At 69.2% G+C, this 14,452-nt stretch carries 12 protein-coding genes; 10 read left to right on the top strand and 2 right to left on the bottom strand.

Features of this window, described 5'->3' with window-relative positions:
* Window positions 1-14: 14 nt before the first annotated feature.
* From Q9R27_RS16600 to mshC, 5 genes are read left to right on the top strand one after another with little or no spacing between them, the layout of a single operon-like run.
* Complete coding sequence (locus tag Q9R27_RS16600; protein WP_311253516.1) at window positions 15-839, top strand: undecaprenyl-diphosphate phosphatase; 825 nt, start codon at window positions 15-17, stop codon at window positions 837-839.
* 24 nt (window positions 840-863) lie between these two features.
* Complete coding sequence (locus Q9R27_RS16595) at window positions 864-1,568, top strand: MSMEG_4193 family putative phosphomutase (protein WP_311253515.1); 705 nt, start codon at window positions 864-866, stop codon at window positions 1,566-1,568.
* Between the two features lie 10 nt (window positions 1,569-1,578).
* Window positions 1,579-2,154: a DUF3090 family protein gene (locus Q9R27_RS16590; protein ID WP_311253514.1), complete on the top strand. Its 576-nt coding sequence runs from the start codon at window positions 1,579-1,581 to the stop codon at window positions 2,152-2,154.
* Window positions 2,155-2,161: 7 nt separating this feature from the next.
* A complete protein-coding gene (locus tag Q9R27_RS16585; protein ID WP_311253513.1) occupies window positions 2,162-2,929 on the top strand; it encodes an SCO1664 family protein in 768 nt (255 codons plus the stop codon).
* Window positions 2,930-2,952: 23 nt separating this feature from the next.
* Entirely contained in the window at window positions 2,953-4,179 is a 1,227-nt protein-coding gene (gene mshC, locus Q9R27_RS16580; RefSeq protein WP_311253512.1) for a cysteine--1-D-myo-inosityl 2-amino-2-deoxy-alpha-D-glucopyranoside ligase, read from the top strand.
* Between the two features lie 6 nt (window positions 4,180-4,185).
* Here the strand turns inward: mshC and Q9R27_RS16575 are convergent, their stop codons facing one another.
* Window positions 4,186-5,031 (bottom strand): PAC2 family protein, encoded by an 846-nt coding sequence (locus tag Q9R27_RS16575; RefSeq protein WP_311253511.1) that lies wholly within the window; start codon window positions 5,029-5,031, stop codon window positions 4,186-4,188.
* Window positions 5,032-5,236: 205 nt separating this feature from the next.
* On the opposite strand from Q9R27_RS16575, the gene metH reads away from it, so the two are divergent.
* Window positions 5,237-8,905, top strand: a complete 3,669-nt coding sequence (metH, locus tag Q9R27_RS16570; RefSeq protein WP_311253598.1) for a methionine synthase — start codon at window positions 5,237-5,239, stop codon at window positions 8,903-8,905.
* The gene (locus tag Q9R27_RS16565) at window positions 8,866-9,570 is read left to right on the top strand and encodes an HAD family phosphatase (protein WP_311253510.1); all 705 of its coding nucleotides are present in this window, start codon (window positions 8,866-8,868) and stop codon (window positions 9,568-9,570) included. The genes metH and Q9R27_RS16565 overlap by 40 nt, the downstream gene beginning before the upstream one ends.
* Here Q9R27_RS16565 and Q9R27_RS16560 read toward each other — a convergent pair.
* Window positions 9,524-10,402, bottom strand: a complete 879-nt coding sequence (locus tag Q9R27_RS16560; protein WP_311253509.1) for a PD-(D/E)XK nuclease family protein — start codon at window positions 10,400-10,402, stop codon at window positions 9,524-9,526. The two genes, Q9R27_RS16565 and Q9R27_RS16560, sit on opposite strands and share 47 nt — an antisense overlap.
* Before the next feature lie 45 nt (window positions 10,403-10,447).
* Between Q9R27_RS16560 and Q9R27_RS16555 the strand changes: the two genes are divergently transcribed.
* The 3 genes from Q9R27_RS16555 to arc all read left to right on the top strand — a co-directional run bounded on the left by Q9R27_RS16555 (window position 10,448) and on the right by arc (window position 14,435).
* Window positions 10,448-11,608: a M50 family metallopeptidase gene (locus Q9R27_RS16555; protein WP_311253508.1), complete on the top strand. Its 1,161-nt coding sequence runs from the start codon at window positions 10,448-10,450 to the stop codon at window positions 11,606-11,608.
* Between the two features lie 10 nt (window positions 11,609-11,618).
* Window positions 11,619-12,593 carry a tRNA (adenine-N1)-methyltransferase gene (locus Q9R27_RS16550; RefSeq protein WP_311253507.1) on the top strand — a complete coding sequence of 325 codons (975 nt, stop codon included), beginning with the start codon at window positions 11,619-11,621 and terminating at the stop codon, window positions 12,591-12,593.
* Window positions 12,594-12,695: 102 nt separating this feature from the next.
* The gene (gene arc, locus Q9R27_RS16545) at window positions 12,696-14,435 is read left to right on the top strand and encodes a proteasome ATPase (RefSeq protein WP_311253506.1); all 1,740 of its coding nucleotides are present in this window, start codon (window positions 12,696-12,698) and stop codon (window positions 14,433-14,435) included.
* Window positions 14,436-14,452 lie beyond the last annotated feature (17 nt).

Genomic DNA, 14,452 nt, shown 5'->3' with positions numbered 1-14,452 from the left:
CGTACAGTGCTCCCGTGCTGGACTTCTTCAAGGCAATCTTCCTCGGCATGCTGCAGGGACTCACCGAGTTCCTGCCCATCTCGAGCAGTGCCCACCTGCGGATCTTCCCCGAGTTCTTCGGCTGGGGCGACCCGGGCGCGGCCTTCACCGCGGTGGTCCAGATCGGCACCGAGGTGGCAGTGCTGCTCTACTTCCGCAAGGACATCTGGCGGATCGCCTCGGCCTGGCTCAGTTCACTGGTCCGCCCGGAGAAGCGCGGCACCGTCGATGCCCGGATGGGGTGGTACATCATCATCGGCTCACTGCCGATCGTGGTGCTCGGCATCACCCTGAAGGACGTCATCGAGAAGGACTTCCGCAACCTGTGGATCATCGGCACCACCCTGATCGTGCTCGGTGTGATCCTGGGCATCGCGGACCGGATCGGCTCCAGCGACCGCACGATCAAGCAGATGGGCGTCCGGCACGCGGTGCTCCTCGGCCTCGCCCAGGCGTGCGCGCTGATCCCCGGCGTCTCCCGCTCCGGTGCGACGATCTCGATGGGCCGCTTCCTGGGCTATGACCGCGAGGCGGCGACCCGGTTCGCGTTCCTGCTCGCGATCCCGGCCGTGGTCGGGGCCGGACTCTTCGAGCTCAAGGAGATCCCGCACGGGGAGAACAGCCTCGGCTGGGGCCCGACCATCACCGCCACCATCGTCTCCTTCGTCGTTGGGTACGCCGCGATCGCCTGGTTGCTGCGCTATGTCACGACCAAGTCCTACCTGCCGTTCGTGATCTACCGGATCGGCCTCGGCGCCCTGGTCCTCGGCCTGCTCTCCTTCGGAGTGATCGCGGCCTGAGGGTCGCCCCACTAGGGTGCAGGCATGGCAACCGTGGTGCTCGTGCGACATGGCCGGAGCACGGCCAACACCGGGGGAGTGCTGGCCGGCCGCACACCCGGCGTCGACCTCGACGAGACCGGCCGGGAGCAGGCGCGCCTGGCCGCCGAGCGACTCGCACCAGTGCCGGTGGCCCGGATCGTCTCCAGTCCCCTGGAGCGGTGTCGCCAGACGGCCGAGGCCCTCGTGGCCGCCCAGCCACAGGTCACGGTCGACATCGAGCCCGGCCTGCTGGAATGCGACTACGGCGACTGGAGCGGCCGGACGATCAGCGACCTGCTCAAGGAGCCGCTGTGGAAGACGGTGCAGCACCAGCCTTCCGCCGCGGGATTCCCGGGCGGGGAGACGCTGTCGGCGATGATGGCCCGCGCGGTCGCCGCCGTACGCCGCATCGACGCCGAGGTGGAGGCCAGCCACGGGGAGTCCGCCGTCTGGGTGGCGGTCAGCCACGGCGACATCATCAAGGCGATCCTGGCCGACGCGCTGGGCATGCACCTGGACCTCTTCCAGCGCCTCCACGTCGACCCGGCCTCCATGTCGATCATCCGGCACACCCGGCGCCATCCCTTCGTGCTGGCCCAGAACACCCATGCCGGTGACCTCGGCTGGCTCACACCGCCGGCCGGGGCCGAGGCGGGTGAGGCCCCGTCGGGCGACGCGGTGGTCGGCGGCGGCGCCGGACCCGCATAGGCTGGGACCCATGCCTCCCGTCGTGCACTCCTTCGACCCGCCGGACCGCTTCGTGGTGGGCACCATCGGCGAGCCCGGGGCACGGACGTTCTTCCTCCAGGCCCGTCAGGGCGCGCGGATGGTCAGCGTTTCCCTGGAGAAGCAGCAGGTGGCCGTCCTGGCCGAGCGGATGGACAACCTGCTGGACGAACTCATGGTCGATGAGGCGACCCGGGCACTGATCCCGGCCGTCGCGCCACTGGACCTGGAGGACTCCCGCCCGCTCGACCAGCCGATCGAGGAGGAGTTCCGGGCCGGCACGATGACCCTCTCGTGGGAGTCGAGCGACGAGCGCGTGGTGGTCGAGGTCTTCCCGTTCAACGAGGCTGCGATCATCACCCCGGACCAGGTCGAGGAGGAGTTCACCGAACCGGAGCCCGAGGAGGTCTTCCTGGTCCGGATCACCGCCGCCCACGCCCGGGCCTTCGTGCAGCGCGCCGGCGCCGTGGTGGAGGCCGGGCGGCCGAGTTGCCCCTTCTGCGGCGGACCGATCGACCCCGACGGACACCTGTGCGTGCGCGCCAACGGGTTCCGCCGACGCCAGTGAGTCCTCGGTGATCGACGTCGCCGTCGCTGGCATCGCCACCGGCGAGATCAGCCTGGTCGGCCGGGTGATGCCGGCCTCGAACGCCACCTTCGTCGGCACGATCGGCGAGGTCCAGGTGGTCTACAAGCCGGTGCGCGGCGAGCGGCCGCTGTGGGACTTCCCCGACGGCACCCTCGCCCAGCGCGAGGTCGCGGCGTACGCCGTCTCCGAGGCGCTGGGCTGGCAGGTGGTCCCGCCCACGGTGTTGCGCGACGGGCCTCACGGGCCGGGCATGGTGCAGGCCTGGGCCGAGCCCGACCCTCAGCAGGCTCCCGTCGACGTCGTGGCCCGCGGGCACCTGCCCGACGGCTTCCGCCACGTCTTCGATGCGCTGGACGGCGACGAGCAGCCGGTGGCGCTGGTCCACGAGGATTCCGCGCCGCTGCGGCGGATGGCTGTCTTCGACGTCCTGGTCAACAACGGCGACCGCAAGGGTGGCCATGTGCTGGCCATGGCCGACGGGCACCGCTACGGCGTGGACCACGGGGTCTCCTTCCACGTGGAGGAGAAGTTGCGCACCGTGCTGTGGGGATGGGTCGGTGAGCCGCTCAGCGACGCCGAACGCGACGCCGTCCGACGGGTCCACGACGACGCCGACCTGCTACGCCGCCTCTCGGACCTGGTCACGGAGCCGGAAGTGGCGGCGTACGTCGCCCGCTGCGAGGCCCTGCTGGCTGCCGGCGAGATGCCCGCGCCGTCGGGGGAGTGGCCCGCGATCCCGTGGCCGGCCTTCTGAGGACGTTCGTCTAGGCTGCCCACATGCGTTCGTGGTCAGCTGCCGAGGTCCCGTCCCTGCCGGTTGCGGCACCGCAGGTCTGTGTCTTCGACACTTCGACTGGGCAGGTGGTCCCCACCGAACCCACCGGAGGGGCCCGCCTCTACGTCTGTGGCATCACGCCCTACGACGCCACCCACATGGGGCACGCCGCCACCTATGTGGGCTTCGACCTGCTGCACCGGGCCTGGCTCAACGCCGGCCACGACGTGCACTACGTGCAGAACGTCACCGACGTGGACGACCCGCTGCTGGAACGGGCCACCAAGGTCAACGTCGACTGGCAGGACCTCGCGGCCCGGGAGACCGATCTCTTCCGCGAGGACATGGAGGCGCTTCGCGTGCTGCCGCCCCGCGACTACATCGGGGCCGTCGAGTCGATCCCGCTGGTCATCGAGCTCATCGAGGCGTTGCAGCAGGCCGGGGCGATCTACCAGGTCGAGGACGACCTCTACTTCTCGGTCACGGCCGACGTCGACTTCGGCACGGTGTCGGGCTGGGACCGCGAGCAGATGCTCGCCATCTTCGGCGAACGCGGCGGTGACCCGGACCGGCCGGGCAAGCGCGACCCGCTGGACTGCGTGGTGTGGCGCGGCGAGCGGCCCGACGAGCCGTCCTGGCCCAGTCCGTTCGGCCCCGGCCGCCCGGGCTGGCACATCGAGTGCGCCGCCATCGCGCTGGAACACCTGGGCACCTCCTTCGACGTCCAGGGTGGCGGCAGCGACCTGGTCTTCCCGCACCACGAGATGTCAGCCGGCGAGGTGCAGGTGGCGCATCCGGGGCAGAAGTTCGCCCGTGCCTACCTGCACGCCGGGATGGTCGCCTACGACGGCGAGAAGATGTCCAAGTCCAAGGGCAACCTGGTCTTCGTCTCCGCGCTGCGGCGCGCAGATGTGGACCCGATGGCGATCCGGTTCACCCTGCTGCGCCAGCACTACCGCTCCGACTGGGAGTGGACCGACGACCTGCTGTGGGACGCCACGAACACCCTTGACGCGTGGCGACTCGTGGTCGCCAACCCGGCCGGCGCTCCTGCGCTGCCCGTGGTCCAGGAGGTGCTGGCGGCCCTCGCCGATGACCTGGACGCTCCCCGCGCGCTGCGGGCCGTCCAGGGGTGGATGGAGGCCAGCCGGGGAGGCGACACCACCGACCCCGACGCGAGCGCCACCATCCGGAACCTGCTGGACGCCGCGCTCGGCCTGGTCATCTGAGTCTGGTCAGTCGGCGTCGCGGCGCTTGAGGTAGCGCTCGAACTCGCGGGCGATCGCTTCACCGGAGGCCTCGGGAAGTTCCGCGGTGTCGCGTGACTCCTCCAGTTCCCGGATGTAGTCGGCGATGTCCTCTTCCTCCTCGGCGAGTTCGTCCACGCCACGCTCCCAGGCCCGGGAGTCCTCGGGCAGGTCACCGAGTTCGATGGCGGCCTCGAAGAGGTCCTCCAGCTTGCCGAGCAGCGCCAGGCTCGCCTTCGGGCACGGCGGCGGCGCGGCGTAGTGCGGGACGGCCACCCAGTAGGAGACTGCCGGGATGTCCAGGCGGACGCAGGCGTCCTGGATGACGCCGAGGATCCCGGTCGGCCCCTCGTACGACGACGCCTCCAGGTCGAGGCGATCCAGCAGGTCCGGTTCACTCGCCGTGCCGGAGACCGGCAGGGGCCGCGAGTGCGGGGTGTCGGAGAGCAGGGCACCGAGGGTGACGACCAGTTGGGCGCCGAGGTCGTCGCAGGCGGCCAGCAGTTCGGCGCAGAACCGGCGCCACCGCATGTTCGGCTCGATGCCGCGGACCAGGATCACGTCGCGGTCCAGGCCCGGGGGAGAGGCGACCGAGATGCTGGTCCCCGGCCAGGCCAGGGACGGGATGCCCCGCGCATCGGCGGCAACGATCGGCCGGTTCATCTGGAAGTCGTAGTAGTCGTCGGGATCAACCCCGCCGATGACGCGCGCATCCCAGGCATCGAGCAGGTGGTCCAGGACCCCGGTGGCTGCCTCGGCAGCGTCGTTCCAGCCCTCGAAGGCGAAGACCACGACCGGGTCGATCAGGTCAGGCACGTCCTCCAGTTCGATCATCGCCCCAGCCTAGTGCCGGGCCGGTGGGCTGGTCATAGCCCTTCCGGGATTCGCTCGTTGAATCCCATGAGTGTCACCATTCGGGAAGGGTGTCCAAGATCTGGACCACCTGCCTAGGCTTGACGGACACCCCTGGCACCGAGAGGAAATCGTGACGGAACCTGCTGCCCTGCGACCGGATGCGACGGCCGAACTGGTCGGGCTGATGGAGGAGCGCATCCTCGTCCTCGATGGCGCCATGGGCACGGCGATCCAGCGCGACCGCCCCAGCGAGGAGGGCTATCGCGGGGAGCGGTTCAAGGACTGGCCCTCCGACCTCCAGGGCAACAACGACCTGCTCAGCCTGACCCAGCCGTCGATCATCGAGGCGATCCACCGCGAATACCTCGAGGCCGGCGCCGACATCATCGAGACCAACACGTTCAACGCCAACGCGGTCTCGCTCGGCGACTACGGCATGGCAGAACTCGCCTACGAGATCAACAAGGCGAGCGCGGCCCTGGCCCGGGCTGCCTGCGACACCGTGGCCACCCCCGAGCGGCCCCGCTACGTCGCCGGTGCCATCGGCCCCACCACCCGGACCGCCTCCATCTCCCCGGACGTCAACGACCCGGGCGCCCGCAACATCACCTACGACCAGCTGGTCGCGGCGTACCTGACCCAGGCGAACGGCCTGGTCGACGGCGGTGCGGACCTGCTGATCATCGAGACGATCTTCGACACCCTCAACGCCAAGGCCGCGATCTTCGCCCTGGAGACCCTCTTCGAGGAGCGCGGACGACGGTGGCCGGTGATCATCTCCGGCACCATCACCGACGCCTCCGGCCGCACCCTGTCCGGGCAGGTCACGGAGGCGTTCTGGAACTCGGTGCGCCACGCCGCCCCCTTGGCAATCGGGCTGAACTGCGCGCTGGGCGCCGCGGAGATGCGCCAGTACGTCGCTGAGCTCAGCCGGATCGCCGACTGCCACGTCTCCTGCTACCCGAACGCCGGCCTGCCGAACGCGTTCGGTGAGTACGACGAGTCGCCCTCGGAGATGGCCGGCGTGATCGGCGAGTTCGCCAGCAGCGGACTGGTCAACATCCTGGGCGGCTGCTGCGGCACCACGCCCGACCACATCCGCGCCATTGCCGAGTCCGCGGACGGCCTGCCACCACGGGTGCCGCCCACCATCGCCCCGGCGATGCGCCTCTCCGGCCTGGAACCGCTCATCATCGACGAGGACTCGCTCTTCGTCAACGTCGGTGAACGCACCAACATCACCGGCTCGGCCCGGTTCCGCAACCTGATCAAGGACGGCAACTACGACACCGCCCTGGCGGTTGCGCAGCAGCAGGTCGAGAACGGCGCCCAGGTCATCGACGTCAACATGGACGAGGGGATGATTGACGGCGTCGCGGCGATGGACCGCTTCCTCAAGCTGGTCGCCGGCGAACCCGACATTTCCCGGGTGCCGATCATGATCGACTCCTCCAAGTGGGAGGTCCTGGAGACCGGCCTGAAGGCCGTCCAGGGCAAGCCGATCGTCAACTCCATCTCGATGAAGGAGGGCGAGGAGAAGTTCCGCGCCGAGGCCCGCCTGTGCCGCAAGTACGGCGCCGCAGTCGTGGTGATGGCCTTCGACGAGGAGGGCCAGGCCGACAACCTCGAGCGGCGCATCGAGATCTGCAAGCGCGCCTACGACATCCTGGTCGACGAGGTCGGCTTCCCTGCCGAGGACATCATCTTCGACCCGAACTGCTTCGCGCTGGCCACCGGTATCGAGGAGCACGCCAACTACGGCGTCGACTTCATCGAGGCGACCCGCTGGATCCGGCAGAACCTGCCCGGCGCCCAGATCTCGGGCGGCATCTCCAACGTCTCGTTCTCCTTCCGCGGCAACAACCCGGTCCGCGAGGCGATCCACGCCGTCTTCCTCTTCCACGCCATCAAGGCCGGCCTCTCCATGGGCATCGTCAACGCGGGTGCCCTGGTCGTCTATGACGAGATCGACCCGGAGTTGCGTGACCGCATCGAGGACGTGGTGCTCAACCGGCGCGAGGACGCGGGGGAGCGGCTGCTGGAGATCGCCGAGCGATTCAACAACGCGGGCCAGGACCAGGACGAGGGCAAGGTCGACGAGTGGCGCTCGCTGCCGATCCGGGAGCGGATCACCCACGCCCTGGTCAAGGGACTGGACGCCCACGTCGAGACCGACACCGAGGAACTGCGCGCCGAGATCGCAGCCGCCGGCGGCAAGCCCATCGAGGTGATCGAGGGCCCGTTGATGGACGGCATGAACGTGGTCGGTGACCTCTTCGGCGCCGGCAAGATGTTCCTGCCCCAGGTGGTCAAGAGCGCCCGCGTGATGAAGAAGGCAGTCGCCTACCTGCTGCCGTTCATCGAGGCGGAGAAGCAGCCCGGCGACGCGGACCAGACCAACGGCACCATCGTGATGGCAACCGTCAAGGGCGACGTCCACGACATCGGCAAGAACATCGTCGGCGTCGTGCTGCAGTGCAACAACTACGAGGTCGTCGACCTCGGCGTGATGGTGCCGGCGCAGAAGATCCTCGACACCGCCCGCGAGATCGGTGCCGACATGATCGGCCTCTCCGGCCTGATCACCCCGTCCCTGGACGAGATGGTCAACGTGGCCGCCGAGATGAAGCGCCAGGAGTTCGAGATCCCGCTGCTGATCGGCGGTGCCACCACCTCGCGGGCGCACACCGCTGTCAAGATCGACCGCCAGTATCCCGGCGCCGTGGTCTGGGTGAAGGACGCGTCCCGCTCGGTGCCCGTGGCGGCAGCCCTGCTCAGCGACACCCAGCGCCCGAAGCTGCTGGCGGAGCTGAAGGAGGACTACGACTCGCTGCGCGAGCGGCACGCCAACAAGCAGGAACGGCCGATGCTGGCCCTCGAAGCGGCCCGGGCCAACCGGACGCCGATCGAGTGGGAGGGATACGTTCCGCCGCTGCCCCGGCAACCCGGCATCCACGTGCTCTCCGAATACGACCTGGCCGAGTTGCGGGAGTTCATCGACTGGCAGCCGTTCTTCAACGCCTGGGAGATGAAGGGCAAGTTCCCCGACATCCTCAACAGCCCGACCACCGGGGAAGAGGCCCGCAAGCTCTACGACGACGCCCAGCGGATGCTCGACCTCGTGGTCAAGGAGAAGTGGCTCACCGCCAATGCGGTCTTCGGCCTCTTCCCGGCCAACGCGGTCGGCGACGACATCGAAGTGTACGCCGACGACTCCCGGGCCGAGGTCCGTGCCGTGCTGCACAACCTGCGCCAGCAGGGAGAGCACCGCGAGGGCATCCCGAACCGTTCCCTGGGCGACTTCGTGGCACCGAAGGAGACCGGCCTGGCCGACCACGTCGGCGCCTTCGCGGTCACTGCCGGCCTGGGCTCCATCGAACGGATCATGAAGTTCAAGGAAGACCTCGACGACTACTCCGCGATCATGCTCGAGGCACTCGCCGACCGGCTGGCAGAAGCCTTCGCCGAGCGGCTGCACCAGCGGGTCCGCACCGAGTTCTGGGGCTACGTGCCCGACGAGGACCTGGACAACGACGCCCTGATCGCGGAGAAGTATCGCGGCATCCGTCCCGCACCGGGCTACCCGGCGTGCCCCGAGCACACCGAGAAGAAGACGCTGTGGGAGTTGCTGGACGTCACCACCAACACCGGCATCGAGCTGACCGACGGCATGGCCATGTGGCCGGGCGCCGCCGTCTCGGGCTGGTACTTCTCCCATCCGCAGTCGCAGTACTTCGTGATCGGCCGGCTGCAGCGCGACCAGGTCGCGGAATATGCGCAGCGCAAGGGCTGGACCCAGCGCGAGGCGGAGCGGTGGCTCTCCTCGAACCTGGCCTACGAGCCGGAGGACTGATCCCGCTGCAGGCCGTGTTGTGGGACATGGACGGCACGCTGGTCGACACCGAGCCGTGCTGGATCGAGGCCGAGTTCGAGATGGCGGAGCGCTACGGCGGTGCGTGGAGCCATGAGCACGCGCTGAACCTGGTCGGCAACTCGCTGATCGGCTCCGGGCGCTACATCCGCGAACACATGGGCATCGACCTGGCACCGGAGCAGATCGTCGAGGAACTCCTGGACGGGGTCATCGCCCGGGTGAACCGTGGGGTCCCGTGGCGCCCCGGAGCACGGGAGCTGCTGGATGAGCTGAACGGCGCAGGGATCCCGTGTGCCCTGGTCACGATGAGCTATCGACGCTTCGCCGAGCCGATCCTGGCTGCCCTGCCCGGGGGCCACTTCGCGGCGGTGGTGACCGGCGACGCCGTACGGCATGGCAAGCCGCACCCCGAGCCCTACCTGATGGCCGCCGCACAGCTCGGCGTGGACCCGGCCTCCTGCCTGGCCATCGAGGACTCCGACACCGGGGCACGCTCAGCAGTTGCCGCGGGGTGCACCACCCTGGTGGTGCCCAACCACGTCCCCGTCCCGCCCGGACCAGGCCGGGTGGTGCGCGACGGGCTCGCCGGCCTCAGCCTCACGGAGTTGGCGGCACTGGTGCCGGCTGCTCCCGGTCGATCCTGAACATCGGCAGCGGCGGGATCTCCCCGCCGAACTCGGGACACTTGTCCTGGAAGCTGCACCAGTCGCAGAGCCGGCTGCGCCGCGGACGCCAGTCGCCGGTCAGTTCGGCGTGGCGGATCGCGCCCCAGACGGCCTCCACCTTTCGCTCCACGGCAAGCAGGTCGTCCTCGTCGGGGACGTGGCGCAGCACCTGCCCGTTGCCCAGGTAGATCAACTGGAGGAGGGCCGGGATGATCCCGCGGGTGCGCCACAGCACCAGGGCATAGAACTTCATCTGGAAGAGCGCCTTGGCCTCGAACATCTCCCCGGGCGAGCGGCCCGTCTTGTAGTCCACCACGCGGATCATCCCGTTGGGCGCGATGTCGAGCCGGTCAATGATCCCGCGCAGCATCAGCTTCGAGTCGAGCAACGCCTCGACGTACAGTTCCCGCTCGGCCGGCTCCAGCCGCGTCGGATCCTCGAGCGCGAAGTAGGTGTCCAGGCTGGCGCGGGCCTCCTCCAGCCAGGCGGCGAAGTCCAGGCCCTCGCCCTCATCCGGTGGGTCGAAGAGGTCGGCAACCGCCGGTTCCTCGGCGACCAGCCCCTCCCATGCCGGGGTGAGGAGTTCCCGCGCCTGCTCCGGCGTACGTCGTGCGGCCGGCAGGTCGAAGAGGTCCTCGAGCACCTTGTGGACCAGGGTGCCGCGCACCGCGGCCGGCGAGGGCTCCTCGGGGAACCGGTCGATGGTCCGGTAGCGGTAGAGCAGCGGGCAGGTCATGAAGTCGCCTGCCCGGCTGGGGGAGAGCGTGCCGAGCACCTCGACGCCATCCACCGGGGTCTGCTCGTGTGCCATGGCTCCAACGCTAGCGGCTATCACCCCATCCGATAGCCTCGAAGCGTGTCCGCCGACGATCCGAACCCCCGCGAGGAGACGCTGCGGCGCCCCCACCCGCCGGGCACCTTCCGGATCGGGCAGATCGCCGGCGTCGACGTCCTGATCACCTCCTCCTGGTTCATCATCGCCGCGCTGATCGCGGTGGTCCTCGCGCCGCGCGTGGAGAGCGTCCAGCCCGGCCTCGGCGCCTGGAAGTACGTCGCCGGCGTGGCGTTCGCGGTCGTGCTCTACCTCTCGGTGCTGCTGCACGAGGCCTCCCACGCCCTCGTCGCGCGCCACTACGGCTATCCGGTCACCTCGATCACGCTCCACTTCCTCGGTGGCGCCACGATGATCGAGGGTGAGGCCCGTCGTCCCCGCCACGAGTTCTGGATCGCCGTGGTCGGCCCGCTCACCTCGATCGCGGTCGGCCTCGCTGCGATCCCGCTCTGGTTCGTGACGCCCGAGGGCATCGCGCGCCTCTGCGTGGAGGGGCTGGCCGGGGCGAACCTCCTGGTCGGCGTGCTCAACCTGGTCCCCGGACTGCCACTCGACGGTGGCCGGGTCCTCAAGTCCGCCGTGTGGGGCATGGGCGGCAACGCGCACCGCGGCACCATCGCTGCCGGCTGGGGCGGGCGGATCTTCGCCGTCCTGGCCCTGCTCTGGCCGCTCTTCATGGACGTCGTCCTCGACATCCGCCCCACGCTCTTCGACTACCTGCTGGCCTTCATCATCGGGCTCTTCCTGTGGACCGGGGCGACCGCGTCGATGCAGGGAGCCAGACTGCGCCAACGCCTGCCCGGCATCGTCGCGCGCGATCTGGCCCGGCGTACCCTCACCGTCCCCGAGGACCTCCCGGTCGCCGAGGCCGTACGCCGTGCCCAGGAGGCCGGCGCCGGTGGCATCGTCACCATGGCCCCCAACGGCAGCCCGGTGGGCATCGTCAACGAGGCCGCCCTGCTCGCCACGCCCGAGGAGCGGCGCCCGTGGGTGGCCGTCTCGACGGTGGCGCGCAGCCTCGAGGAGGGCCTCTCCCTGCCGGTCGGCATCGTCGGTGAGCAACTGATCCGGGCGATCACCCGCCTGCCCGCGCACGAATACGTCCTGGTCGAGGAGGACGGCAGCATCTACGGCGTGCTGGCCACGGCCGACGTCGATCAGGCATTCGTCGATCGGCACAAGTAGGGTCCTGCCCATGTCTGAGGAGCCAGCACCATCCACCCACGACCTGCCCGACGTTCCCCGCGCGGCATGGTCCGGCGTCCACCGCGGCGTGCTGCGGGAAGGGGAGTGGGTCCGCCTGGTCGACCAGAAGGGCCGCAAGCACAACTTCGAACTGACCGCGGGAAAGCGGTTCTTCAGCAACCGGGGTCACCTGGACCATGACGACCTGATCGGGCGCGAGGAAGGCTTCTCGATCAGCTCCTCGGCCGGTGGCGAATACCTGGTCTTCCGCCCCCTGCTCTCCGAGTTCGTGGTCTCCATGCCCCGCGGCGCGGCCGTCATCTACCCGAAGGACGCCGCCCAGATCGTGGCGATGGCCGACATCTTCCCCGGCGCCCACGTGGTCGAGGCCGGCGTCGGCTCCGGGGCACTGACCTGCTCCCTGCTCCGCGCCGTCGGCCCCTACGGCAAGGTCACCTCCTGGGAACGGCGCGAGGAGTTCGCCGACGTGGCCCGGCGCAACGTGCACCAGTTCTTCAACGTCCCCACCGGCGAGACCCACCCCTCGTGGGACCTGCGCCTGGGCGACCTGCAGGTCGAACTGCCCGCCTCGAGCGAGCGCGCCGACCGGATCGTGCTCGACATGCTCGCACCCTGGGAGTGCGTCGAGGCCGTCGCCGACTCACTGGTCGCAGGCGGGATCGTGGTCGCCTACGTCGCCACCACCACCCAGCTCTCGCGGTATGTCGAGACGGTGCGCGCCCATGGTTCCTTCACCGAACCGCATGCGTGGGAGTCGATGGTCCGTGACTGGCACGTCGAGGGGCTCGCTGTGCGCCCGGACCACAAGATGATCGGCCACACCGCCTTCCTGGTCACCGCGCGCCGGATGGCGCCGGGGGAGAAGGCACCGCGCAAGACCCGCCGACCGGCGCCCGGGGCCTACGGACCCGACTACACGGGTCCACGCCCCGAGGGCGTCCCCGCGCTCCCTGCCGAGGACTGATCCGGGCGGCGACGCGAATTCGTTGCCGACATGTGTCCTGACCTGCTTCCCTTCGCCCACTGAATGGGTAAGGTCGAGAACACGACGCAGGAGGTGGTGCACATGTCGGCATCGGAGAATCCACGCAGTCCCGAGGAGCTTGCCGCCCAGGTGAGGTTCCTGGAGGCCGAGGTCACGGACCTGCGCCGCAGGCTGGCCGAAGGCCCCGGACAGGCCCGGCTCCTGGACCAGCGCCTGGCGGACGCCCAGCGCTCCCTGGCCGCGGTCACCTCCCAGAACGAGCGACTGGCCCAGACCCTGCGCGAGGCACGCGACCAGATCGTGACGCTCAAGGAGGAGGTCGACCGGCTCGCCCAGCCGCCGGCCGGGTTCGGCACCTTCCTCACCCGCAACGACGACGACACCGTCGACGTGTTCACCGGTGGCCGCAAGCTGCGGGTCACGGTCAGCCCGAACGTCGACCTGGATGACCTGCAGCGCGGCCAGGAGGTCATGCTCAACGAGGCACTGAACGTGGTCGCCGCCATGGAGTTCGAGCAGGTCGGCGAGGTCGTCATGCTCAAGGAGATCCTGGCCGACGGCGAGCGTGTCCTGGTGATCGCGAATGCCGACGAGGAGCGGGTGGTCCGCCTGGCCCAGCCACTGCTGGATGCGCGGCTGCGCGCCGGGGACTCCCTGCTGCTCGACTCCCGCTCCGGCTACGCCTACGAGAAGGTGCCCAAGTCCGAGGTCGAGGAACTGGTCCTCGAAGAGGTCCCCGACATCGACTACTCGGCGATCGGCGGCCTGATCAACCAGATCGACCAGATCCGCGACGCGGTCGAGCTGCCCTACCTGCACCCGGAACTCTTCAAGGAGCACCAGCTCAAGCCGCCCAAGGGCGTCCTCCTCTACGGCCCGCCCGGCTGTGGGAAGACGCTGATCGCGAAGGCAGTGGCGAACTCGCTGGCCAAGAAGGTCGCGGCAAAGACCGGCCAGGAGGGGAAGTCCTACTTCCTCAACATCAAGGGCCCGGAGTTGCTCAACAAGTACGTCGGGGAGACCGAGCGCCACATCCGCCTGGTCTTCCAGCGCGCCCGGGAGAAGGCCAGCGAGGGTACCCCGGTGATCGTCTTCTTCGACGAGATGGACTCGCTCTTCCGCACCCGCGGCTCTGGGGTCTCCTCCGACGTGGAGAACACCATCGTGCCCCAGCTGCTCAGCGAGATCGACGGCGTCGAACTGCTCGAGAACGTCCTCGTGATCGGTGCCTCCAACCGCGAGGACATGATCGACCCGGCGATCCTGCGCCCTGGCCGGTTGGACGTGAAGATCAAGATCGAACGGCCCGACGCTGAGTCCGCCCGTGACATCTTCAGCAAGTACCTCACCGCGGACCTGCCGCTGCATGCCGATGACCTGGCCGAGTTCGGCGGCAGCCAGCAGGCGTGCGTGGATGCGATGATCCGCGCCACCGTGGAGCGGATGTACACCGAGACCGAGGAGAACCGCTTCCTCGAGGTCACCTACGCCAACGGGGACAAGGAGGTCCTCTACTTCAAGGACTTCAACTCCGGGGCGATGATCCAGAACATCGTCGACCGGGCCAAGAAGATGGCGATCAAGGACCTCCTCGACCACGACCAGCGCGGCCTGCGGGTCCAGCACATGCTCCAGGCGTGCGTGGACGAGTTCAAGGAGAACGAGGACCTGCCGAACACCACCAACCCGGACGACTGGGCGCGCATCTCCGGCAAGAAGGGGGAGCGGATCATCTTCATCCGCACCCTCGTCACCGGCAAGCAGGGCACTGAGCCCGGCCGCTCCATCGACACGGTCTCCAACACCGGCCAGTACCTCTGACGCCGGCGGCCACGCCG

It is taken from the genome of Nocardioides sp. AE5 (genome assembly GCF_031844485.1).
Classification (GTDB): Bacteria; Actinomycetota; Actinomycetes; order Propionibacteriales; family Nocardioidaceae; genus Nocardioides.
Note: the sequence above shows the minus strand (reverse complement) of the source record. Positions and strands in the feature narration are given on the sequence as shown.

Coding starts and splice junctions, on each gene's coding strand:
- Q9R27_RS16595 (WP_311253515.1), top strand. CDS start 864: ATGGCAACCGTGGTGCTCGTGCGACATGGCCGGAGCACGGCCAACACC.
- Q9R27_RS16590 (WP_311253514.1), top strand. CDS start 1,579: ATGCCTCCCGTCGTGCACTCCTTCGACCCGCCGGACCGCTTCGTGGTG.
- mshC (WP_311253512.1), top strand. CDS start 2,953: ATGCGTTCGTGGTCAGCTGCCGAGGTCCCGTCCCTGCCGGTTGCGGCA.
- Q9R27_RS16575 (WP_311253511.1), bottom strand. CDS start 5,031: ATGATCGAACTGGAGGACGTGCCTGACCTGATCGACCCGGTCGTGGTC.
- metH (WP_311253598.1), top strand. CDS start 5,237: ATGGAGGAGCGCATCCTCGTCCTCGATGGCGCCATGGGCACGGCGATC.
- Q9R27_RS16560 (WP_311253509.1), bottom strand. CDS start 10,402: ATGGCACACGAGCAGACCCCGGTGGATGGCGTCGAGGTGCTCGGCACG.
- Q9R27_RS16550 (WP_311253507.1), top strand. CDS start 11,619: ATGTCTGAGGAGCCAGCACCATCCACCCACGACCTGCCCGACGTTCCC.
- arc (WP_311253506.1), top strand. CDS start 12,696: ATGTCGGCATCGGAGAATCCACGCAGTCCCGAGGAGCTTGCCGCCCAG.